At 49.6% G+C, this 22,167-nt stretch carries 19 protein-coding genes; 10 read left to right on the forward strand and 9 right to left on the reverse strand.

The genetic code is table 11. The features are described 5' to 3' along the window. Window positions 1-26 precede the first annotated feature (26 nt). The 6 genes from ACYVJM_RS23095 to ACYVJM_RS23120 form a co-directional block, all read right to left on the reverse strand. Window positions 27-1,385 carry a TolC family protein gene (locus tag ACYVJM_RS23095; protein ID WP_461150602.1) on the reverse strand — a complete coding sequence of 453 codons (1,359 nt, stop codon included), beginning with the start codon at window positions 1,383-1,385 and terminating at the stop codon, window positions 27-29. A gap of 109 nt (window positions 1,386-1,494) precedes the next feature. Then, on the reverse strand, window positions 1,495-2,106 hold the full coding sequence (locus ACYVJM_RS23100) for a DUF4956 domain-containing protein (RefSeq protein ID WP_461150603.1): 612 nt from the start codon (window positions 2,104-2,106) through the stop codon (window positions 1,495-1,497). A gap of 57 nt (window positions 2,107-2,163) precedes the next feature. Beyond that, the gene (locus ACYVJM_RS23105; RefSeq protein WP_461150604.1) at window positions 2,164-3,243 is read right to left on the reverse strand and encodes an HlyD family secretion protein; all 1,080 of its coding nucleotides are present in this window, start codon (window positions 3,241-3,243) and stop codon (window positions 2,164-2,166) included. 247 nt (window positions 3,244-3,490) lie between these two features. Then, a complete protein-coding gene (locus tag ACYVJM_RS23110; RefSeq protein ID WP_461150605.1) occupies window positions 3,491-4,072 on the reverse strand; it encodes a response regulator in 582 nt (193 codons plus the stop codon). Window positions 4,073-4,379: 307 nt separating this feature from the next. Beyond that, complete coding sequence (locus tag ACYVJM_RS23115) at window positions 4,380-6,407, reverse strand: sensor histidine kinase (RefSeq protein ID WP_461150606.1); 2,028 nt, start codon at window positions 6,405-6,407, stop codon at window positions 4,380-4,382. A gap of 170 nt (window positions 6,408-6,577) precedes the next feature. After that, window positions 6,578-7,807: a PAS domain-containing sensor histidine kinase gene (locus ACYVJM_RS23120; protein WP_461150607.1), complete on the reverse strand. Its 1,230-nt coding sequence runs from the start codon at window positions 7,805-7,807 to the stop codon at window positions 6,578-6,580. Window positions 7,808-8,335: 528 nt separating this feature from the next. Here ACYVJM_RS23120 and ACYVJM_RS23125 point away from each other — a divergent pair. Next, window positions 8,336-8,698, forward strand: a complete 363-nt coding sequence (locus ACYVJM_RS23125; protein ID WP_461150608.1) for a LytR/AlgR family response regulator transcription factor — start codon at window positions 8,336-8,338, stop codon at window positions 8,696-8,698. 223 nt (window positions 8,699-8,921) lie between these two features. Here the strand turns inward: ACYVJM_RS23125 and ACYVJM_RS23130 are convergent, their stop codons facing one another. Together ACYVJM_RS23130 and ACYVJM_RS23135 are read right to left on the reverse strand one after the other, a co-directional pair. Continuing rightward, a complete protein-coding gene (locus ACYVJM_RS23130; protein WP_461150609.1) occupies window positions 8,922-9,509 on the reverse strand; it encodes a hypothetical protein in 588 nt (195 codons plus the stop codon). A 916-nt stretch (window positions 9,510-10,425) separates the two neighbouring features. Then, window positions 10,426-10,842, reverse strand: coding sequence for a winged helix-turn-helix transcriptional regulator (locus tag ACYVJM_RS23135; protein WP_461150610.1), 417 nt, complete (start codon window positions 10,840-10,842; stop codon window positions 10,426-10,428). Between the two features lie 102 nt (window positions 10,843-10,944). On the opposite strand from ACYVJM_RS23135, the gene ACYVJM_RS23140 reads away from it, so the two are divergent. Then, window positions 10,945-11,808, forward strand: a complete 864-nt coding sequence (locus ACYVJM_RS23140; protein WP_461150611.1) for an SDR family oxidoreductase — start codon at window positions 10,945-10,947, stop codon at window positions 11,806-11,808. A 695-nt stretch (window positions 11,809-12,503) separates the two neighbouring features. Here ACYVJM_RS23140 and ACYVJM_RS23145 read toward each other — a convergent pair. Next, on the reverse strand, window positions 12,504-12,995 hold the full coding sequence (locus tag ACYVJM_RS23145; protein ID WP_461150612.1) for a LytR/AlgR family response regulator transcription factor: 492 nt from the start codon (window positions 12,993-12,995) through the stop codon (window positions 12,504-12,506). Window positions 12,996-13,110: 115 nt separating this feature from the next. Here ACYVJM_RS23145 and ACYVJM_RS23150 point away from each other — a divergent pair, with 115 nt between their 5' ends. The 8 genes from ACYVJM_RS23150 (at window position 13,111) to ACYVJM_RS23185 (ending at window position 22,161) form a co-directional block, all read left to right on the forward strand. Beyond that, window positions 13,111-13,281, forward strand: coding sequence for a hypothetical protein (locus ACYVJM_RS23150; protein ID WP_461150613.1), 171 nt, complete (start codon window positions 13,111-13,113; stop codon window positions 13,279-13,281). Window positions 13,282-13,805: 524 nt separating this feature from the next. Further along, window positions 13,806-13,946 (forward strand): hypothetical protein, encoded by a 141-nt coding sequence (locus ACYVJM_RS23155; protein WP_461150614.1) that lies wholly within the window; start codon window positions 13,806-13,808, stop codon window positions 13,944-13,946. 197 nt (window positions 13,947-14,143) lie between these two features. Next, entirely contained in the window at window positions 14,144-16,489 is a 2,346-nt protein-coding gene (locus ACYVJM_RS23160) for a TonB-dependent receptor domain-containing protein (RefSeq protein ID WP_461150615.1), read from the forward strand. Between the two features lie 299 nt (window positions 16,490-16,788). Next, window positions 16,789-17,595, forward strand: coding sequence for a hypothetical protein (locus tag ACYVJM_RS23165; RefSeq protein ID WP_461150616.1), 807 nt, complete (start codon window positions 16,789-16,791; stop codon window positions 17,593-17,595). A gap of 22 nt (window positions 17,596-17,617) precedes the next feature. Further along, window positions 17,618-18,259: a hypothetical protein gene (locus tag ACYVJM_RS23170; protein WP_461150617.1), complete on the forward strand. Its 642-nt coding sequence runs from the start codon at window positions 17,618-17,620 to the stop codon at window positions 18,257-18,259. Between the two features lie 23 nt (window positions 18,260-18,282). Further along, window positions 18,283-19,584: an ATP-binding protein gene (locus ACYVJM_RS23175; protein ID WP_461150618.1), complete on the forward strand. Its 1,302-nt coding sequence runs from the start codon at window positions 18,283-18,285 to the stop codon at window positions 19,582-19,584. 197 nt (window positions 19,585-19,781) lie between these two features. Continuing rightward, window positions 19,782-21,788: a tetratricopeptide repeat protein gene (locus ACYVJM_RS23180; protein ID WP_461150619.1), complete on the forward strand. Its 2,007-nt coding sequence runs from the start codon at window positions 19,782-19,784 to the stop codon at window positions 21,786-21,788. Between the two features lie 4 nt (window positions 21,789-21,792). Further along, window positions 21,793-22,161, forward strand: coding sequence for a response regulator (locus tag ACYVJM_RS23185; protein WP_461150620.1), 369 nt, complete (start codon window positions 21,793-21,795; stop codon window positions 22,159-22,161). The last annotated feature ends 6 nt before the right edge of the window (window positions 22,162-22,167 follow it).

Genomic DNA, 22,167 nt, shown 5'->3' on the forward strand with positions numbered 1-22,167 from the left:
AGCCAAGGCTGGTTGTACAAGACAAGTTAAAAGGCTAACGGTTTCCCCTGATAAAAATCCAGCACCTTGTCCTTAAAAAAACTATCATAACGGGTTTGCAGAAGTTCTGACTGCGCAGCGATCAATCGACTTCGCGTTTCACTATAGCTAACCGCGTCGATACCGCCCAGTTCCAGCATTTTTACTGCATAGCGGTACTCCTCACTGATCGCGTCGTACTGAATATAAAGGGCCTTAAGCTTTCTGGCGGCTCCTTTGCAAGCCAGAAAAGCATTTATCACTTTGTCTCTCAGGTCCCGATCAACTTGCTGATAGGCCAGCCGCGAGGAGCGTATATCCAGCCTGGCCCGCTGGTCGGTGTTCTTCAATAAAAATCGATTGAAAATTGGGATGTAGAAGGAAAAGCCAACCTGTTGATTCAGGTTATCCCTTAACTGTGAACTGAACCCTTCCTGCTTATAATTAGAGGTTCTTGTTGCAATTTGGGCCGTAAATGCCAGCACCGGCTTATAACTGGCCCGTTCAATCTGCCAGGCGTGGAAGGTTGACTGAACCATTGATTCGGCTGCTTTTAAATCGGGTAGGTTTGTCAATGATACATCCAAAACCTCATCAAGTGTTCGTTCTGCTGGCAGCCAGTGATCAGGAATACTGATTGTATCCACCGAAATAGCATTCGTAAGCGGTAAGCCCATGACTTTCATTAAGTTAAAACGGGCCTTCTCCAGACTGACCTCCGCATAAACCCCCGTTAGATCCTCCGTCGCTATCAGCGATTGAAGGGTAAGTATATCGCGTCTACTTAATACGCCCTTGCTTACCTGAGCTTTTACCTTCTGCAGCTGTTTAGCTAAATAAGCGGATCGCTGTTTTGAATTCCTCAGTTGTTCATGGGCTACCAATACCTCTAGAAACGAATACATTACCTCCAGCGAAATGGCATTAAGATTTATCTGATAGGTGTATTGGGCCGTCATTATCTCCTGCCGACCCAGCTTAAGTCGATTGGTGTTGGCGAATCCATTGAATAAATCCAGGTTCAGGTTAAGCGAAGTCTGGTTGCCCAGATTGAATTGGTTTGACAACACATTCGTCGATGGATCAATGAGGAAGCCCCAGTTGCCTGCCGAACGTACCCTAGCATCGAGGGTGGGCAGGGCCTGGTTTCTTGCTCGCTGAAACGCTAAAACCCGTTTGTCCTGAATCAAACTGGCCTGTTGCAACTCGATATTATTGGTTTGAGCAAAGGCCAGACAATCCGCTAATGACCAGTTTTTTTGGGCGCACGCAGTAAAGCTGAACCAGCAGCAACATAACCCAAGCCAGTACTTTCTGTGTCTACTGAAAGTCAGTAGATTACTTCTGAAAAGTAGAGTTACAGCCACATTTGTAAAAATTAGTAGTTATGAAATCTGCTTGCTTGTGCCGGACATCACTACGCTTCGTCGGCTACGAGATTAACCTGTATGACGCCGTCAACTTCTTTAAGTGAGGCTACAAACCCTTCGCTACTATGCCTTTTTTTATACGTACCGAGTAGGAGAGCTTCATCAATGTATCCTCACCTTTCATAGATACTTTCGTGCTTATCAACTTGTACTTTTTACAAAAGGAGTGTAAAATGACACTGTCGTCGAGGGGACCACCCTGCCCGTAATGTCTAAGTACATTCAGGACAAAATCGCTCTGCCGCGTGTGAGCCAGAGCGTAAGCCATGCCAACCGTAATTAGACCAATGAGCAAACACCCGGATAAGGCCACCGCGTATAATCCCTCTCCGCAGGCTAAACCGATGGCTAACGCAAAAAATAGAAACATGAAATCCTGTGCGCCTTTCATGGCAGACCGAAACTGGATGATCGACATAATGCCAACCATCCCGAATGCTTGAGCCAGATTATCGCCGATCACCATCATAATGAAGGCCGTAATCATGGACAACATCACGATCGATTTAATCAGATGAATTGAATAGTTACCACCCCTAAAGCTTGCGATATAGAAAAGAGAGACAACGGCCCCACAACTAGTTGCCAGTACCGTATTGATGACTACCTCCCGAATGGTGATCGAAAAATTAAACACCTGCTGAATCTCCTGATGCATAACAATAAGGGTTTAAGCGGCAAATGAGGTCAGAATGGACCCTTCAATGGGGTAGAATCAATAGATGAACAGCGATTTACCTGCCCGTATGAGGTGCTCTTTCAGGGTAAGCGATTGGCACCAGATGGTCGTTTTAACGAGCATACCCGGAACAAGCGGCAGGTTTTTCGAATTAATAAGCGCAGTCACAAAAAATGCCTGACGGCCATCAACCAACTGAACCGTGTTATCAATTCCGATTATCCGTCCAAAGGCTAGTTTAGTGGTTCCCGTTATGGCAATTTCTACGTCTTGGTTTAGCTGAACATAATCTCGCTCCAGGAAATTTACCGGCAACAATAACACATAGTCCGACTGATCGGCTACGGATAAAAGCACTTCTTCCGTGGGCTCTGCCAGCGATTTTTTCAGGAGAATTATCCCCGATACCGGCGCAACAAGCGTCAGCTCCTTCAGGCTATTTTGCATGTGCTGAATCTGTTGTTGCAGTGCGTTAATTTTGCTACGGATTACCTGAAGTTGTTCGGGCTTGCTACCGGTAGTTGCGGACCTGTAAGCAGCCTCGTTCGCATGGACCGTCAATTCGCACATACGGCGTTTATGGATGGCTGTTTCATACTCCTGAGAGGAGACCAGCGAATCGCCATACAAAGCCTCTATACGTTTTGTTAATGCGTTTTGGGCGGCCAGCTCCTGCTTGGCCAGGGCTAGCTGATCAATAATTTCCTCGACGTCAGCCGCTTTACGGCCCGAACTGACGAGTTGAAGTTCAGCTTTCTGTACCTCCAGTTCACCCAACAATTGCGCCAACCGCTCCTGATCCTGGTTCGAATACATGCTGGCAACGGTATCCCCCTTGTTGAGGTAGGCCCGACGATAGATGGTCGGATTAAGCTGAAAATTAGCCATATACCCCCGTTGGAATACTGAAGAGGAAAAGGCGCTAAGTCGCCCTGTGCGATTGTCTTTTAAGGTAGAAATCAAATTTCCGTTCCGGACTCGACTCAGGGTCCATTCTCTGGCGGGCATAACCAGGCTGCTGGTTCGAACAGGATAAGGCAGAGTAGCGGGCAGCAGGTCTTTCAACAGGGCAATCACAAAGACAAAACTAGCGCCGAGAAGCATGTTCCTTTTCATGATAGTTTCGTTGTTGGAAGGGTGGAAAACTCTGTTCAACTCCAAACACTATAGGCATGCATCATGCATTGTGATGCAACCTATGGGAGGGATAGTAGTTGACTGATAATAAAAAATCAATCCCTCCTAAAACGCTTAAAGCAGGTGATTAAAGTGAGTAACCGGTCGTGGCAGGCAATCAGGTTGGGAAATCTATTGCTACCGACAAACGCAGGCCAGAAGCTGACTCTGCCCGCTGGTTACCGGATCAGTTCATGAGTCGCCAAGTCGGGTGATGGGTCTTTCCTGAACATTCAGGTAGATCATTAAACGGAGAATTCCGGCCTTCGTCCTGCCATCGCTGCAGGCCCTCATAAGCCGATCGCCGATAGTAACTCAACTGCCGCTCGAATTCCTGGCGGATGGTTGCACGCCTGGCACCGGAGAATGAATCGGTGGCCTGCCAAAAGCAGCTGAGCAACTCCAGGCGGCCCTGCAATGCCTCAACGCCCGTGGGTTTGATAATGTAGGCAGCTGCCCCCTTTTTATAAGCTTCTACAACACTGTGCCGATCGCCTAACTCGGTCATCATGACCACGGGAATTTCCTTGTAGGGATCCTTGTCTTTTAACAGGGCCAACAAATCAAACCCATTAACGAGGGGCAAATTGATATCTAAAAGAATGAGACAAGGTCTTGGGTTGGTCGCTAACCAGGCTAGCAGTTCAGTCCCCTTGTGAAGCACATGAACAAGTGGGCGTTGTAGACACCCGTTGAGCGCTTCCTCCAGTAAGTAGGTGTAAGCCGGGTCATCATCGACAAGCAACACCGGCCCATTCTTATTTTTCATCGGTAAATGTATGTGTGGGAGTAAAATCTATCCAATCTACATACATCAACTTTAAGTTCAAAATTAATATACATTAGTCTATGGAGTATGTATGTATATTCATGAATACGTAGTTTTTACGGAGAGCTGGCCGTTGGTAGCTGATAAGTTTTGTTAAGCCAGGACAATAACAAAACTTGTCGACCTGATGTGCAGAATCAGGCCGCCAGAAAGTACCGTTGAGCGATTAACCGGACCGTGAACGGCAGCGTTTTATCAGTTATTCCGGTGGAGAATGAACCTGATACAGCTCTCTGACTCCCCACCCTCAGGGTGCTTTGTCTGGTTCGGTTATCGGTAAAGTAAGGGTAATGCGGGTACCTTGATGCAGCTCACTTTCCAGGCTGATCCGGCCATTCATCAGCTCCACATACTGGCGAACGATGTGCAGTCCCAGCCCCGTTCCCGAAATGTTGGTTGCGTTACGGGCCCGGAAAAATCGCTCGAACAAGTGAAGCTGGTCTTCGGCTGATATGCCTATCCCCTGGTCTGCAACGGTTAGGGTGAGATGATGCGCTGTACAGTCGCCCTCCAGCGTAATAACCGAGTCTAGACCGGAATATTTGATGGCGTTTGAGAGTAGGTTTAGCAGAATTTTCCGCAGCAGGGATTCATCTACCCACACGGGCTGCGGACAGGAAAGGGTAAGATGAATGGTTTGCTGCACCTTCAGGGTGTCCGTTAGGTCCAGGAGCACATCATCTACCAGACGGGGCAGGTCGCATAAATTGGGACGAACCGTAATTAGGCCCTCCGTTAACCTATCACTGGATAAAAACTCTTCCAGAATGGAATTCAGCTGCTTTACAGCCACTTGAATGCGCTGAATGTGTTTTTGCCGCTTGTCGGCCTGGTCACTTGCCTGGTAGAGTTCGAGCAGGCGCGCCGAACTCAGAATGGTCGTCAACGGCGTTCGAAATTCATGAGAAGCCATGGATACAAAGCGCCCCTTTAATTCGCCTAACTGTTTTTCTTTGGCCAGAGCACCCTGTAATTCAGTTTGGGATTGTTCCAGCCGGGCCAGGGATTTCTGTAAAGCCAGCGTGCGTTCCACCACTTGCTGTTCCAGCTCGGCACTGTACCGCTTTTGTTGCTCGGCCTGCCGTTGCTGAGTTACGTCCATAAACGTCGTGACACACCCTGTCTCTAGCGGGGAAATCACCAAAAACAGTACCCGCCCATCTGCCAGGCTCGTTTCCAGTCGGGCAGATTCCCCGGTCTCGACCACCCGGACCATTTCACGGACCATTGCTTCCCCCTCATCGCCACCCGGCAGAGAGCGTACGCTCTGCCGGGTGATCTGGCGCAGGTCCACGCCCAGCCACCGTTGGGCCTGTTCATTTACATAGGTGAAGGCAAAGTCCTGAATGCGGCCGGTTTTATCCAGAATTGGTTTGTGGGTCATGATACCAATTTGGTCGGACTCACTGATACGCTGCATTAAACCGGCCTGATGAAGGTGAGCCGCTTCTGCCTGATGGCGGTCGGTAATGTCCAGGAATGAGATCAGGACGCGCTGCCGGGGCAGGGGGGAAGCGATCACCTCGAACCAGCCATTCAGGTTGCCATCCTGATAGTGGGTTTCCAGCCGATGAATCTCACCTGTTTGGGCCGTATGCAGGTATTTCGCCATGACCGAGGAGCCCTTCAGGGCTGGAAAAACCGTCAACAGCGTTTGCCCCATCAGTTGCTCGATGGGTAACCCGTTAATGAGGGAAGCGGCCTGATTAACCATTTCGATACGTAGATCAACAATCTGGTTCATCTCGTTGTAGATGGGCGCACAGCTCAGCAGTCCGTTTTGTGAGCCGTTCAGAATGCCTTCCAGAAAACCCTGCTGGTGCAACAGTTGCCGGTTGGTAGCCTGGAGAGCCTCCACCAGGTCGGCCAGTTGGTGATCAAGCCGCCGGGTCAGTTCCAGGCTTGGGTCTCGGTGTCCGAAACCGGGTAGTTTTTGGTCGGTGATCTCGTCGTAACGGCAGAGCATATCGCCATCCAGATACTGAAAGATCATGGAATATCGTTTGCTCAGATCAGGCGTCTCATGCGTCAGGCAAAAGTCTTGCCGGTCCCTGAGTAAGGCGTTAAACGAGTCGAGGTAGTGGCAGCTGGTGGGGTGGCGCTGAAACAGCGTCTGGGTTTGTGGTTCCTGGTCGGTAAAGGGGGGGATGGTTTTCAGGGCCTGGTTATAATAGCGCGTGGTAAAATCGGTCAGTCGGCCTTGCTGATCGATCAGGGGATGGTAAAGCACTAAGGCTTGCGGCAACGTGTCTAACAAGGCATAAGCTAGTTCCATAAAGCAGTCCATTAACGAAGTGGATAGGACAGTCAGTCATTGGCGGCTAATATAGACGTAAACGGCTGGTCATGAAAGTTGTTGAATAAGCCGGACCAGCCCACTGCAGCAGTTCACGCCCGATTTGGCCCGTGGCACAAAAAAAGATTCACCGGGTTCTCAGCTCACTTTTAGAGCGAGACGGGTAGATAGACGGAGAATGTACTACCAACGCCTGGCTGACTATAAGCGGTTATTATTCCTCCGTGGTTGGCTACCACTTTCTGGCAGATGGCCAGACCAATGCCTGTGCCAGCATACTCATTTTTGCCATGTAACCGTTGAAAGACCTGAAAAATGCGATCCAGGTATTTCTCATCAAAGCCAATCCCGTTGTCCATCACATCGACCCGATGGTAAGCCAGGGCGCGCCCAGTAGCCCGGACTGACTTGGGTAACATGGCGGCATCTACCCACTGCGACTCGACCCTGATACGAGGAGCTATGCCGGGCGGGTGAAACTTGAGGGCATTGCTCAACAGGTTCGTGAAAAGTAGTTCTAGTTGAGATGGATCCCCCTCCAGGGTTGGTAAGTTCCCTAGTTCTATGATGGCCTTTGTCTGGATAGCTGTCATCTCCAAATCCCCTAACACCGTTTGCAGAACGGTCTTCAGCGAGACCAGGCTCCGCTTATCCTGTTGCGTGGAGATCCGCGAGTAGCTTAATAAGTCGCGAATCAGCGTGGACATCCGACTGGCGGCCGATTGCATCCGGTCGATATAGTCAATCCCTTCACCTAACAGGTGACTGTATTGATTCCGCACCAAACTTCCGAACTGCTGGACTTTGCGTAGGGGTTCCTGTAGATCATGGGAAGCAATGAAAGCAAACTGTTGCAGGTTCTCATTCGATCGCGTTAACTCCTGAACCGAGTCCTCTAATTCCAGCGTTCGTTCCTGCACTTGTCGATCCAGGTCGGCTGCCAGTTGTCGATACCGCTCTTCACTATGCTGGAGCGCCTGATGGGTTGCCACCTGCTGGGTGATATCGATTCCCGTCGCGATGATGCCGAACACCGCTCCCTGCTGATTGCGAATCGCTTTAAAGGAGAAGTCAAAGTAGACGGTCTCACTTACTCCGTTCCTGACCATATTGGCCGGCGTATTATTGGTGGAAAAGGTAACTCCTGATGTAAACACATTATCGAGGATGTCCAGAAAAGGCTGCCCTTCCATTTCGGGAATCGCTTTGGCCAGGGGCAGTCCAAATACAGCGTCTCCTTTTCCCCAGACGGTTAACTGCGGCTTATTGGCCACCGTAATGATTAGGTCCCGGCCAACCAGCAGGGCAATGGGAATGGGAGATTCCATGACAATAGTCTGAAAAATAACTTCGTCATGCAGGTTAGTTATGTCAATCATCAAGCAAGCGTTACCAGGTTAGTCGCTACTTACTTAACTTAATCGAGTTCAAGTAGTTTTCCAGGAAGCGCAATCACTTTCATAGAGCGAAAGATGGCCTTTCCTGCCCTGGTTACTTCGGGCAATAGCCGGTATCCGAGCCGTTTACGCTCATTTCGTTAAACCTCCGCCTGGATAGCATATTGATAAGCGATGATTTTATTCGTGATAAGGTATGATTAAGCTCATTCCCGCAGGGTGCTCCGTCTTTTACCTTTGACATACCGTAACTTACTAACTAAGAGTAATCATTTAAACTAAGAGTAATCATTTAAACTAAGAGTAATCATTTAAACTGTGTCAGGTCATATGCGCAAAGGGTAGGTCGTGTTGTTTAGGGATTAGGCCATCGGGGCTATTGGTTACGGGTAACATATACTATTGTTACTCACGCCAATAGCCCCGATTTGGCTTAGCGCTAGCCAGCTCAGGGCAAGTAAAGAGTCTGTACAAATTAAACCAATCACATGAACGACTGTCTATATTAGCATGAACAGTGATTTAGCCAGTTGGCCTTTAATTCGTATTCATCAGCGTACTGAAACGGAGTTACGACACGTCAGCGATCTCGTTTTTTTAGAAGGATCGGCTAACTACACCTGGTTAGTATGGCGTGATGGCTTGCGCGTACTTGTACCGTACACGATGAAAATCGTCCTGACAAGATTGCCTTCTTCTCAGTTTATCCGTTGCCATCGTCAGTTTGCAGTCAATCAACTCTTTATTGATAAAGGCAAACTTCTCTCCGACAGGTCTGGCGTGTATTTAACCATTGGAGGGGTTTATTTGCCGATCTCCCGACGGCGAAAAAAGCTGATTCATCAACAATTGACGAAAGCCCAGTTTGCCTAGCCTGTTCTACCCAAGCAGCCCGTCAACATCGTAAGCGGGTCGTATATCCCTGTAGGGGGACAATGCGAGCGACTCAAATTTTCTTAACCAGCGTGTTTAGGTAGCCCGTTTGGGTTGACCCGCTTTGATGGCTTGATCCGGGCGGTTTCTTTCAGCTAAAAGGGGGCGCCTGCCTCACTCATCTATCCCCCGGTTAAGCACTAGAATTTGTGACAAAAACTTTTCAACGTCGATGAACCGCAGCGATGAGAAAACCCTTTGAGCTATCTTGACTTGCCTGCGCACAATTTCTTTCGGCTTCCCGGCACTTTTGCAGCCCGCTGTAGGAACCATATTCAATCCGGGAATCGGTGAACTCTGTCTCGGTAATAGTCACGTAGCACGCTTCTCCCGGCCATTCACTGATTCGTTGCGTTTTGCCGACGACCTTTTCTATTTTTACCCGGGTCGGATGATCCAGCAAAAAGTCATACACCTGGCTTAAGTAAGTCATCTGCCGTCCGGGTTCTTTATATAAAACGGTTTTGTATAGCTGATCGTGAATAAACGTCAGTTCAACCTTATGAAAGGTAATGTTCCCTACCTGCCGGTAAGTGCCCGACGGGATTTGATACACCTTGGTCGCCGTACACGGGTTTTCGCGTATCAGTTTGAGGGCCGTTTTCCGTTTTATGGCCTGCAGGGACATACCCAGCAACAAATCCTTATGACCCGACTTGCGATCGGTTTTGATTGGGGCGTCATCCTGCGGGGGGGAGCAAGAGCTGATTAGCCCCAAAAAAAGCAGGATGGTCAGAGAAGAGTTGGTCATTAGGGTGAACGGATAAGCTTCGAATTGTAAAGCTTTCAGGAACGGGTCTTCTTCAGTTTCTTAGCCGTGCTTGACCAAGGTGTGTAGAGAGGACTGCCTAGAATTTCGCATATTTCCTGCTCAAGCGCTTGCAAGGCCGGGGAAATAGGTGTTCCATCAAAGGCATCTATCGGAAGGATGGTTCGTCGTCCTTGCTCATCCATCAGTTGGGCCTCCAGAAGGTGATAACCTTTTCTCAGTATCCGGTTTAGAGCATCCAGCCCAAATCCTAAACTGCCAACGTACCAGCAACAAGTCCGGAGTCCTCCGTGGGGATCAATCGATGTAAAGTAAATAAGCATAGCAATAGTAGATCAAATTACGGTGGGCAAATCTACTTAGCTTAGTCAGTTAGCCTCTATGACAAGTATCATATACACAAATGAGTGTAATCAGTAAAATTAATAAGTATAAATAACCAAAATAAGAAACTTGTTTTTTCATATATAATCTAATTGATAACTAGTGATAAATGAAATATTAATTATAGTTACCTTTTATTTGTGGGATTTTTTGAGTATTTATACTTCAGAGATAATCTGATAATTTATAAAGAAAGCCTTAGTTATGATCGGCCCATACCCTTACCATAAGGCCTTCTCACTAGGTTTTTGAACGAAGATTAAATAAAAGGATTGTTACAACTTGAATGCCCAACTACCATCTGTAACATACGGATTTGTAAGCTACAGATGCTAGTTGATAGTTATTAATGGTAGGCATCCGATAAAACGCCCTCTTTTCAGATAAGCAAATCCTTATCGTCTCAGCAGGGAGCGTTTTTAGAAGATAGCTCCTCTTTACGATCTGTCTTCGGTCCACTGACGGAATACCATGCCGTCGTCGATCATTACCACCACTAGTAAGTTTATTATTTTTAAGCCAGGCCCTTTTCGCGGACGAGCAGTTGGTACTTCTCAATGGCCGTGTCTTTCCCAGCCTGAAGTTCTTCCACCAAGCCAGGGTTGACGACGGTGGGACAATGCTTACTTCCCCACTGAACGAGGGCCATGATAATCGGAACGGTATCAACACCTTTTTCTGTCAGACGGTAAGTGAATTTCGATTTCTTATCCGAGGCCACAGACTTGGTTAGGATGCCTTGCGACTCCAGGACCGCCAGGCGGTCGGCCAGAACGTTAGTCGCTATTTTTTCTGCTGACTGCAAAAACTCCCCGTAAGTAGACTTCCCCGAGAACACCATATCCCGCAGAATGAGCAGGGTCCACTTGTCACCTAGCACGTCGAGCGATGTGCTGATGGGGCAAGTAGACCGCTGTTTTATCACTTTCATAAAAATCAATTTATTTTTTACTTGCTTTTTGCAAGTAATTTGATCTACCTTTGAACTTGCAATTTGCAAGTAAATATACACGAATTATTACTTCTTTTCACCATGATTCTAGTAACGGGAGCCACCGGTGGGTTAGGCCACCAAACCATCGACGTTTTACTAAATTCCACCCCGGCCGCAGAAATCGCTGCCCTGGTGCGTGACAGCAATAAAGCCACCGACCTGGTTAAGCGGGGTGTTGACGTCCGGCAAGCGGACTACTTTGACTATCCCGCGCTGGTACAAGCCTTTCGGGGTGTGGATAAAGTGCTGTTGGTTTCCGCCGTGGCCTTTACCGACCGGGTACATCAACACCGCAACGTCATCAACGCTGCCAAGCAAGCCGGGGTGAAGCACCTGTTTTACACCAGCATCCAGCGCAGCACCAATTTTGTGATGCCGGAGGTCACGGAAAGCGATTTGGTCACGGAAGCCTACCTCAAAGCGTCCGGCCTGACATACACCATTCTCAAAAACGGCTACTACTTTGAAGGCCTTGGGTACCTGATTGGGAGCGAGGTGCCGGACACCGTGATACGTTTCCCGGCAGGCGAAGGCAAGATAGCGTTCGTCAAGCGGACCGAACTGGCCGCTGCTACGGCCGCCCTACTGACTAGTGAAGGCCATGATAACCAGGAGTATACGCTGTCTGGCAGCGAAGCCTATTCGTTTGACGATATCGCCCGGGAACTTTCCGCGTTGGCGGGCCGGTCCATCGTTTATCAAAGTAGCGAGCTGGCACCCTACATTGCGCAGAAGGTAGCCGACGGTTTCCCGGACTTCGTCGCTAACTTCTTTGCCCAGTGGGGTGCCGCTGCCCAGCACGGCATGCTGGCCGGGACGCACGATACCATCGAGCGTCTGCTGGGCCGCAAGCCAACTTCGCTACGGGAGTACCTGAAAACGACTTATTTCCCGGGTACTTGACCGCTTGTTATGGTGGTCAGGTACCCGGCACGAAGCCACTAGTCCAGCAAGTAAGTTTCCAGAGAAGCTCACTTGCTGGATTTTTGCTTAGCCATCCGCATCTGTTTTCGCATTCTCAAGCACCCGCCCTACCCCCATCACCATCGGATTTATCGGATGCGGTTACGTCGGTAAGCGCTAGTCGTTACCAGATGTGATTGGGGAGATAAACAGTATCATGCATGCAGGTAATCGGATTCTTTGACAAAGGCTTGAATACGACAAAGGACGAAGCGCGTTTTAATGTCTAGATTTAATCAACCCATATTGGGGTATAAAAGGCGGCCGCGCGGGGAAGTAAGCGGAGTCTAAAGTAGTTGCGGTTGGGACGGCGCAGCTCTTTCATAGGAATGCTCAGGGGTTTCTTCCAGTTTGGAGGCCTGAACTCGTTCGGCGCGGTAAGCTTCGACGACCTTCCATCGAAATAGGTGTCGAGTTTTCTTTTTCTTATAGCCTGACAAATCATTAAGATGCGTATTCATACTGGATTTTGACTAGATTTTCCAGTAGCATACGACCTAAGCTTCTTGCCAAGCCATTGTCAGCATAGTCTTCTTCGATGAAATATTTGGTGGCTTAGGGGTACGCCTACATGGCTGCGTTTCAATCGTTGGTTGTTGCTAAGAGGTGAATACAGAGCCCACTGATCGGGCTGGTTACTGTCTGACCTTAGTTAAAACCCGCTTGCCTGACCCGGCTGACATCCAATTTGCCTTGGCCATCGATTCCATTTTCCCAGGGCTGCCGCCCCTACTTGACCATGCCCCGACCCGGTTAAAGACAGAGGGTAAGCGGCTAAGCTCACTATAAGCGGCCAGTTTAGTGGCCATTTCCTCGATCCGGTGGCGAGCCGCCCGAATTGGCGGCCCATCGAGCAGAAGTAAAGTCATGTTCCTCGAATTGATCCAGGTTATAGCCCCTACGTAAGCAGGGTTGATCAAAGCCCCCCGGTTGGCCCGCAGAAATTCGGGCAGTTGCTCATCAAACTGTTTCAGAGTTCGGCTGACCAGTAAGGGGGTCTTTTGCCCGCTTAGGTGGATACGGGTATAGTTGCCCTGTCCTTCCAGCCAGCAGATTTGGGCCACGGGTTGTGGGGTGCGATAGCCGGGAAGAGCTAAAAGACCCTTGTTACGTTGTATGGGTTTCATCACGTTCATCGAATGTACCAACTCGCAGAGCGCGGGTTGGCCGTGGTAGAAATTGCGGTCCCGTTGAGCAGGGGTCCTGAAGTCTGCACATCAACTCACAGAACGCCTGGTTCAGATGAACCAGGCGTTTTCAAACGTTCCCTATTGGTCTGGTGACGGTGTGGTCGTCTACAGTTTAGACGCCAATTCGGAGGAAAGGAACGACTACGAACTGATTTATTCGCTACCGGGTCAATTTGGCAAGCCTTTCGGTCCGCTCATCCAGTGGCGGTTTCGGGGCCATTGACTAGTGGCCCTGCCTGGATTGGCCCCGCCTGGATTGGCCCCCGACCGACCGCAACGGCTGCTTTCGTTACCCACTGGCCGTTTTCTGGCGAAAATGGCGCATAGCATTTCGGCTACGCTGCCAAAATCTCCGGCACATAGACTGCATATAACCGGTTGAGTCCATTTACGCCTTAAGCAGATGCTTTCAGCTCAATGAAGTAATGATTTATGAGTTAGGTCGGTTTCTTACGTAAAACACTTTCAGAGTTTATACGTATGCAACGGATAATCGTTGACAGTGATCATAATCAGCCGCTCCATTGAATGCCTTATTTGAGAAGCAGATATACGAGCGTTCCCCTGCCTCAAAAGTGACCTTTGCCGTGTTGCTTAACCTTAAAAGTGATCAAAATTAGTGACAAGGGGCTTCTTCAGGCATCGGTAAGGCAATGGCTATTTACTTGGTCCAAAACGGATATACCGATTATGGCGCGGCACGCAGAGAAAATAAATTACAGGCTTTGGTGAGTTACGGGGCGAGCTATGCCCACGGGCGAGGGAACGGGCGAGCGCTTGTCACTGAGCAACGATATTGTAACGAAGGGACACGGAGGAACGCTCATGGTGGAGAGTGAAGCGGGTGAGGGAAATGAGTTTGTTATTAACCTACCGATACGAGGCTAATCCGTCTGGTAATGAGTGGGTCGTAAACGTACTGATAGGCTGAAAATCATACGTTTTTGGCTAATCAGAAGAGGGGGCGTGGCTCAAATGCACACGCTTATGGCTGAAAATCAAATGCTGCTTCCGAGCCGGTGGAGGACCTTTGTTATGACCTTGTAATTAGGTCGTAATGATTTAATCCTCAAAGTATTACGCTCATGAAAACGGCATATGCCTTCCTTTTGACCATGCTATTGGCCAGCCCTATTCTCGCTCAAAAAACCGTGCAGGGGTCGCTGGTCGACAAGAACAATAAGCCACTTGCTTTCGCCAGTATTGCCTTACTAAATGCCAGCGACTCCAGTTTGATAAGTGGCAGCGTAGCCTCGGCCGAAGGTCATTACCAATTTGAGCAAGTGAAACCCGGTCAATACCGGATCAGCGTGTCGATGGTTGGCTTCCAGCCCACCAAAAGCGACGTGATTACCGTGGCCGATTCGCCGGTAACAGTGCCTGCCCTAACCCTGAACGAGACGAGCCAGCAACTGAAAGAAGTGGCGGTGTCGGCGCAAAAGCCCTTCTTCGAGCAGCAGATCGACCGCATGGTGATTAACGTACAGAGTAGCCTCATGGCCGCTGGAAGTACAGCACTGGATATTCTGGAACGCTCCCCCGGGGTCACGGTCGACCGGAACAATAATGTGCTGGCCATGAATGGCAAACAGGGCGTGATGGTTATGCTCAACGGCAAGCTCTCGCGTATACCGCTAGCGAGTCTGCTGCCCATGCTGGGCGGTATGAATGCAGGCAACATCGAGAAAATCGAACTGATTACTACGCCCCCGGCTCAGTACGATGCCGAAGGGAATGCGGGCCTGATCAACATTGTCACCAAACGCAACGCCAATCTGGGGACAAACGGCTCGTGGACAACGAACGTGGGGTATGGCCGGTGGGAGCGGGCTGGTTTGTCGGGTAATGTAAACCGCAAAACAGAGAAACTAAGCCTATTTGCCGATTATTCGGGGCAAATGAACCACCTGATCCGGTTGTACAAAACCAGCCGGACGCTGACTCAGCCCGTTCCGACGTACACGGCGGGTAGCATTCGCCGGGATGAACGCGATTGGCTACATAACGGGCAGGCCGGACTCGAATGGAGCCTAAGCCCACGAACTACGATTAGTAGTCTGGCTACTTTTCAGAACTTTTTATCCGACCAGATCGCGGACAATGCTACCCAAACCACCCGGTCGGGGCTTCCGTTAACGCAGGTCAATGTTCGGGACAACGAACTGAACAACACCTGGGTATATACAGGAAACGTGAACCTGCGCCATACTCCAGACAAAGGAACCATTAGTGCCGACCTAGACTACATCCACTTTTTCAATAATAATCCGCACCGGTATCAGTTCGATACCAACTATGAACAGGAGGGTAGACAGGAGCAGGAATCGGTCCGGAATGAAAAGCGAACGCCCATTCAACTTTGGGTTGCCAAACTGGACTACAGCCGAAATCTGACCAAAACTGTAAAGCTGGAAACGGGAGCCAAGAGTACATTTGCCCATTTCGACAACAACGTTGAATTTGAGACCTACCGGGACAACAACTGGCAGGTCGACTCCACCCTGAGCCAGCATGTGCAGATGAATGAAACCATTTGGGCGGGGTATGTTAACGTTAGCGGGCAGCTAACAGCCAAGAACCGCATCCAGGCCGGGCTTCGTTACGAACACACCCGAACCGATTTACGTACTATCGACGGGCCAGCACTCGTATACCGTAACTACGGCAACTGGTTTCCAACGGTGTTCTGGACGCATACGCTGAACCCATCCAGCAGCATTCAGGTATCGTATAGCCAGCGGATAGGCCGCCCGAGTTTTAATCAGCTTGCTCCCTTCCTGACCTACATCGACCCCAGTGCGGTTTTGGGTGGTAATGAACAGCTGTTACCCGCGCTGGCGAAGAACATTCAGGCCAGCTATCGGTTCCGAAAGAATTTTTTACTCACGCTGGACTACACCCGGACAACCAACCCCATTGCATTCAACCTGACGGTTATTCCTGCTGAGAACCGGCAGGTTACCCGCCCTGAGAATCTGGATCTAACTACTAATGTATCGCTTACGTTTAGCTTTCCCCTTGTGCTGACCCCGTGGTGGCAGATGCAGACTAGTTTGCTGGGTTATCGCCAGGCTACGGTGTTCACCCAGGAAGGGAACACCCGGCAACAACATCAGCTTGTTGGCCGTTTGACCCACAGCCAGACATTTACATTTCCACACAATTTTGCGGCTGAGCTATCGGGCTTTTACCAAAGCCGTGCCCTGATCGGCGTGATGGTCCGCCGTCCGTTCGGGGTGTTGAATGTGGCCGTAAAAAAACAACTTCCGGGTAATAAAGGCTCGTTGCGGTTGGCGGGCGAGGATCTGCTGTGGAGCAGCTTTCTGGCCTACGACCTGTCGAATCCGGCAGAGGGCTACTCGGCTACTTTTGGGGGCCGGGGGCAACCACACGCGGCTGGTGCGGCTGACCTACACGCGTTCATTCGGTAACCAGAAAGTGAACGTGAACACAACCCGTCCCACCGGCTCCGACGACGAACGCAAGCGCATCAATTAGACCAGTAAGCCTTCGCTGGTCGTCTGGGGCATTAATGACAGATTTGGCCTGAGGAGCCGGAAAATGGCGAATACTCAAACGTTTTTGTCCGGAAATCAAACGCCTGTTTGGCGACTAAAAACGATGTTTGTATTGCCCCTCAACGGTAAGTACGTTTATCGGTGTTGTGCGCGAACGCTGCATTGTCATGCGCTGGGAACCCTGTCTTTCTAACCTTTTTGCCTTTTGAACCATGCCCTTTAGCCCCCAAGCCCTCCTGACTATTCTGGAAACGAAAGATGGTATTTTTGAGAAGAAAGAGCTTTCTCCGGAACAAAACGTTATTCCGCTGTCCAGCCTGGAGGAGGCATTCGAGCGGGAGAAAACAAGAATTCGCAATTTCTCACGCAGGGATGTCGCCGAAAGCCAAACCATCGATAACGGGCAGATTGCCAAAATCAGAGACATCTCCTTTGATTTAAACCCCATACCGATCGATACGTTTAAAGACAATCTGATCGAACTGCAAAATGAATCTCCTGCATTGACGCATCTGGCTATTTATTACGGGCTTACACCCGCCCAGGAGATGATTTTGATCATGCAAGGTGTCCAACTGGATGGATCGGAGGGAGGGACAAAGCTCGATAAGAAACCGCTGCTGGCAACCCGGAGCCAGTTCACATCGGCTAATCTTTCGATGACTACGACTTCTTGCCAGGGGGCCCGGCAGTTGTTCAAATCAATCTTCGGGTTCATTCATGGAAGGGGTAAGTTTATCTGGGGGGCGTATATGCGGATAAATGTTCTGCTCGCCATACTGGCCGAGCTGAAAGAGGAGGGGTGTATGAACGTGCAAACGACCCTGGCCTATCTTGAACCCGCTCCTGAACCGACTACGGGAAATCAGGCTGATTTAAAATGTTTTCATCTTGTTTTCAGGGGCGTAAAGCCTGACGGCTTAACCAAATCTGCCAAGGTGTACTCGACATACGATCAGGTAGAAGGCTACAGTGGTCCCAAGCCCAGTTGCCCACCCTTCGGTGAAACTGCCCAATAACCTGATTCCAGACCCCAACGCCATGAAACTTACCGATGTGGCTATGTATCTTGTTTACATAGCCACTTATTGCATTGTCATTCCCATGGCAATGGGAATGTATCGGTATGCGCTGCTGCCCAAATCCCTGCGTCTGTTGCTGGCGGGGCAGTTTGTGGTGTTTGGCCTCGATCTGTTGCTGTTGCTGTTCGACCTGAAAGCCACGGTTACATTTCTATACCTCTTTTCGGCGGTGGATGCGGTGCTGATGGCCTGGGTTTTTTCTTCGCTGATTCCGAACCGGCAAGTGGCCAAAGGGGTCTGGCTGGGGGCGGGGCTGCTGGTGCTGTTGATCGGTGTGGATGCCTTTTTTCTATCGGGCCTGACCAACAATGGGTTCAGCCATGCCGTCGAGAAAGTGTACGTTCTTCTGCTTGCGCTCTACTACCTCACTCAACTGGTTGGCGATGATACGGAAGATGATCTGGCCCATCAGCCTATGTTTTGGGTGAGTGGTGGCGTGGTGGCGTATAACCTGGTGGGTTGGTTCGATGTATTCAGCGGCCCTATCGTCAACTATTCGCAAACGCTCTACCTTCAATACTACATGATTTGGTCGATCATCACGGTTTGGATGTATGCTGCATTTACTTACGCTTTTTGGCTAACTTACCGCTCGCAATGATTTGGTAATCAGTCAATAAGTCAATGGTTCGCTCTTTACGCTTACTCGGTATGCTTCTGGGTAGTCAGCTGGTGCTGGCTCAACAACGGCTGCCGTCTGCACGAATTGTGGCGGTGCAGGCCGGAAACAATCAAAAAGATTCATCCTTTGTGCACGTTTATCCTTCGACAAAAGACCCTGTTCGGTTGCGCTATGATCAGAACTACCTCATTTTTAGTTTTATCGATCCGAAACATCCTGCTGTAAAAACTTTCCACTACAAGCTGACGGGACTGGATTATTCCTGGATGACCTGCACCGATTGCACGCAGGCACTCTACGCTCATCTGGACGGAGGGGACTATACCTTTCAGGTAAAAACCACGGAAGACAACGCCCTTCCGGCCAGGTTTTCATTCACGATCGAAGGCAACAGCTGGCACAAATGGTGGTTTGTGCCCATGCTGTTTCTGTACGTTCTGGGGGTTTTGGGGGTAGGTATTTATTTCTTTGTGTTGTATCGATTTCGACAGAAGTTGCTGGAGCAACGGCACATCCATAAGGAGAAAATGGCCGCGATGGCTGAGTTGACAGCAGGCATTGCTCACGAGATTCAGAACCCACTGAACTTCGTCAACAACTTCGCTGAGGTGTCGGTAGAAATGATGGAAGAACTCAAAGAAGAAGCTCAGGCTGGGCGGCCTGCCGGCGTGCTGACTCTTGCCGACGAACTAAAAGAAAACCTGCAACGCATCACGGAGAACGGTCAGCGGGCCAGTAACATCGTACGGGGCATGCTCGAACATTCGCGGATCAGCACCGGCGAGCGCCAACCGACTAATCTTAACTCGCTGGTGGGGGAATCGCTGCATCGGGCCTATCTGGGGATAAAACAGGCTGGGGGTCTGGCTACTAGCTTTACCTGTCAGCTTGAAACCCACTTTGACGCCAATCTGCCGCTGATTTCGGTAGCGGCTCAGGACATTAGTCGGGTATTGATCAACTTGTACAACAACGCTTTCTATTCCATTCAGCAACGGCTGGCCGGCTTATCTGCCCAAACCCTAAAAAACGGCTTAGCGTATGTACCTACCGTTAGGGTTACGACTGTCTTACTCCTTAACCGAGTCGAAGTTCGAGTACAGGACAACGGAATGGGTATTCCGGAGGCCATACAGGGAAAAATCTTCCAGCCGTTCTTTACCACCAAGCCTGCTGGCGAAGGCACGGGGCTGGGGTTGAGTTTGAGCTACGATATTATTACCAGAGGGCACGGGGGAACACTAACGGTGCGGAGTGTAGAGGGCGAAGGCAGCGAGTTTGTTATTACGTTGCCTGTGCATTAGTAAAAAGTAATAACTAATCGAATACTAGTTGACGGAAGCGAAAGGCTGCTGTTTGTCCGGTGGTTTGTTCACTAATTTCAAGTGCTGTCCCAATGCCATACGTTTATGGCTGAAAAGCAAACGCTTAAGTCTATACAGAAGGCTTTCTTTATCGGGCAGATAAAAGCACCTGTTCAGCCTGCCGGACTATGAAACATATGCTGCTTGTTCTAATGCTGTTTGTTGCTTCCACGACGAATGCCCAAACTCCCGAAATCGATAGCCTCAGGCAACGCTTAACCCAGTCTATCCCGGATACCTCCCGCGTGAAGGTATGGGTGCAGTTGGGCGATTTAAACCAAAATTCATCCTTTACTGAAGCCCTTCAGTACGGACAACAAGCCCTGAATTTAGCTAGGCGAATAAATTATGCATCCGGCGAAATGAACGCGTTGATCTTAATTGGTCGGGTCTTGCGGAATCAAGGTGACTTGCCGAAGGCTTTGGCGTATACCACACAAGCAGCTCAACTGGCAAATGCACTACAGTCACCTCGTGGTAAAGCAACCTGTTTGTTTTTAAGAGGCATTATTTATCTTGACTTACTGGATTTAACCAAAGCGATTCAGTTCCTGAAACAGGCCCGAAGAAGTTTCAACGAACTTCAGGATGAGCCTGAGGAAATTAGAGCAGCGTTGAATCTTGAAGTAGCTTATCGACACAATAAACAGGTGGATTCTGCCTTAGCCGTCTTTAAGCCTATCTACAGTCGTATCAATTCGACTAATCCGCAAATAGATAAAGCCTTTATTTTTTCAGAACGAGGCTTCATTCACTATGAGTTAGGTAATTACCCCGAAGCCTTAACGGATGAACGTAAGGCTATTGTATTGTATGAAATCTCAGGGAATAAACGCAGGCAATGCGCAATACTGAATGGCATGGCGGATATTTTCATAAAAAACAATCAGCCTGATTCGGCGATTTACTATGCCCAGAAGTCGCTGGTTTCTGCTCAAACGTTGGGGTTTAAACGAGCTATCTTATATTCTTCGAGGATGTTATACGGCCTGTATAAAAGCAGAGACACCGCCAAGGCTCTGCACTACCTCAGCATGGCCATGACCACAAATGAGTCCATGTTTGGGGCAGCCCAAGTGCAATCTTTACAACGGATTGTTCTGGAAGAACAGGAACGTCAGCGGCAATTTGAGGCCCGGCAGGTAGCTTATCAGAACCAGGTGGAGCGCTACGCGCTCCTGGCGGGATTGGCGGTGGTACTACTAATTTCGATTATCCTGTACCGTAACAACCGTCAGCAGCAAAAAGCCAACCGGTTGCTCTCCCGGCAAAAAGAGGAAATTAGTCTCCAACGCCACAAAGCCGAAACTGTACTCACTAACCTTCACGCCACCCAGACTCAGCTGATCCAGCGGGAGAAGATGGCCTCGCTCGGCGAGTTGACGGCGGGTATCGCTCACGAAATTCAGAACCCGCTCAACTTTGTCAATAATTTCGCCGAGGTCTCCGTTGAGCTGGCCGAGGAACTTGACCAGAGTGTACGAGCCGATGATAAGACGGATGCCCTGGAACTAGCCACCGACCTACGGGCCAACATGTACCACATTGTTCAGAATGGCCAGCGGGCCAGCAACATCGTGCGAGGCATGTTGGAGCACTCCCGCACCAGCACCGGTGAGCGCCAGCCCACCGACCTCAACGCCCTGGCTGAGGAGTACCTGCGGCTGGCTTATCACGGTATCCGGGCCAAGGATAACCAATTCCAGTGTGAACTCATCACCGACTTTGCCGCCGACTTGCCCACCGTTGAAGTGGTGGCTCAGGATATGGGTCGGGTGTTATTGAACCTGTTCAACAATGCCTTTTACGCGTTGAGTCAGAAAGCCAAAGGGCAGTTGATCGCGATGGGCGATGAAGAAGCTTACCAGCCCACAGTTTGGGTTAGCACCCGAACAGTGTCTGATGAGTCGGGTCGCCGGGCGGTGGAGCTTCGCGTGCGCGACAATGGACCGGGTATTCCTGAGCCTATTCAGTCTAAAATCTTCCAGCCGTTCTTTACCACTAAGCCCGCGGGAGAAGGTACCGGATTGGGATTAAGTCTGAGCTATGATATTGTAAATAAGGTATATAGGGGCGAGATGCGCGTGGAAAGTCAATATGGACTTTTTGCGGAAATTACGATTACTTTACCAATAACTCAGTGAAATTATGAATATCTTGGTCGTAGATGATGAAGTCCAGATTCAACCCCTTTTTGAACAACGCTTACGACGCGAAATCAGCCAGGGACTCATTCACCTGACTTTTGCCCATTCTGGTGAAGAAGCACTGATGAAGCTGGCCGATTCTGAGCTTATTCTGATCCTGTCCGATATCAACATGCCTGGCATAAGCGGACTGGAACTCCTGCGTCGAATTCGACTCATTTATCCACAACGCCCACCCGCCGTCGTTATGATTACCGCTTATGGCGATACCCAAAATCGGCAGTTAGCTGCTCAATTTGGGGCCAACGATTTCCTGACCAAACCCCTTGATTTTGCCTATCTGAAACAGAAATTGATCGAATACGCCTAATCATAG

This window comes from Spirosoma pulveris (assembly GCF_054781875.1).

Bases quoted from the DNA above. Each gene is read 5' to 3' on its own strand.
- ACYVJM_RS23100 (WP_461150603.1), bottom strand. From the start codon at position 2,106: ATGCATCAGGAGATTCAGCAGGTGTTTAATTTTTCGATCACCATTCGG.
- ACYVJM_RS23105 (WP_461150604.1), bottom strand. From the start codon at position 3,243: ATGAAAAGGAACATGCTTCTCGGCGCTAGTTTTGTCTTTGTGATTGCC.
- ACYVJM_RS23110 (WP_461150605.1), bottom strand. From the start codon at position 4,072: ATGAAAAATAAGAATGGGCCGGTGTTGCTTGTCGATGATGACCCGGCT.
- ACYVJM_RS23115 (WP_461150606.1), bottom strand. From the start codon at position 6,407: ATGGAACTAGCTTATGCCTTGTTAGACACGTTGCCGCAAGCCTTAGTG.
- ACYVJM_RS23120 (WP_461150607.1), bottom strand. From the start codon at position 7,807: ATGATTGACATAACTAACCTGCATGACGAAGTTATTTTTCAGACTATT.
- ACYVJM_RS23125 (WP_461150608.1), top strand. From the start codon at position 8,336: ATGAACAGTGATTTAGCCAGTTGGCCTTTAATTCGTATTCATCAGCGT.
- ACYVJM_RS23130 (WP_461150609.1), bottom strand. From the start codon at position 9,509: ATGACCAACTCTTCTCTGACCATCCTGCTTTTTTTGGGGCTAATCAGC.
- ACYVJM_RS23135 (WP_461150610.1), bottom strand. From the start codon at position 10,842: ATGAAAGTGATAAAACAGCGGTCTACTTGCCCCATCAGCACATCGCTC.
- ACYVJM_RS23140 (WP_461150611.1), top strand. From the start codon at position 10,945: ATGATTCTAGTAACGGGAGCCACCGGTGGGTTAGGCCACCAAACCATC.
- ACYVJM_RS23145 (WP_461150612.1), bottom strand. From the start codon at position 12,995: ATGAAACCCATACAACGTAACAAGGGTCTTTTAGCTCTTCCCGGCTAT.
- ACYVJM_RS23150 (WP_461150613.1), top strand. From the start codon at position 13,111: ATGAACCAGGCGTTTTCAAACGTTCCCTATTGGTCTGGTGACGGTGTG.
- ACYVJM_RS23155 (WP_461150614.1), top strand. From the start codon at position 13,806: ATGCCCACGGGCGAGGGAACGGGCGAGCGCTTGTCACTGAGCAACGAT.
- ACYVJM_RS23160 (WP_461150615.1), top strand. From the start codon at position 14,144: ATGAAAACGGCATATGCCTTCCTTTTGACCATGCTATTGGCCAGCCCT.
- ACYVJM_RS23165 (WP_461150616.1), top strand. From the start codon at position 16,789: ATGCCCTTTAGCCCCCAAGCCCTCCTGACTATTCTGGAAACGAAAGAT.
- ACYVJM_RS23170 (WP_461150617.1), top strand. From the start codon at position 17,618: ATGAAACTTACCGATGTGGCTATGTATCTTGTTTACATAGCCACTTAT.
- ACYVJM_RS23175 (WP_461150618.1), top strand. From the start codon at position 18,283: ATGGTTCGCTCTTTACGCTTACTCGGTATGCTTCTGGGTAGTCAGCTG.
- ACYVJM_RS23180 (WP_461150619.1), top strand. From the start codon at position 19,782: ATGCTGCTTGTTCTAATGCTGTTTGTTGCTTCCACGACGAATGCCCAA.
- ACYVJM_RS23185 (WP_461150620.1), top strand. From the start codon at position 21,793: ATGAATATCTTGGTCGTAGATGATGAAGTCCAGATTCAACCCCTTTTT.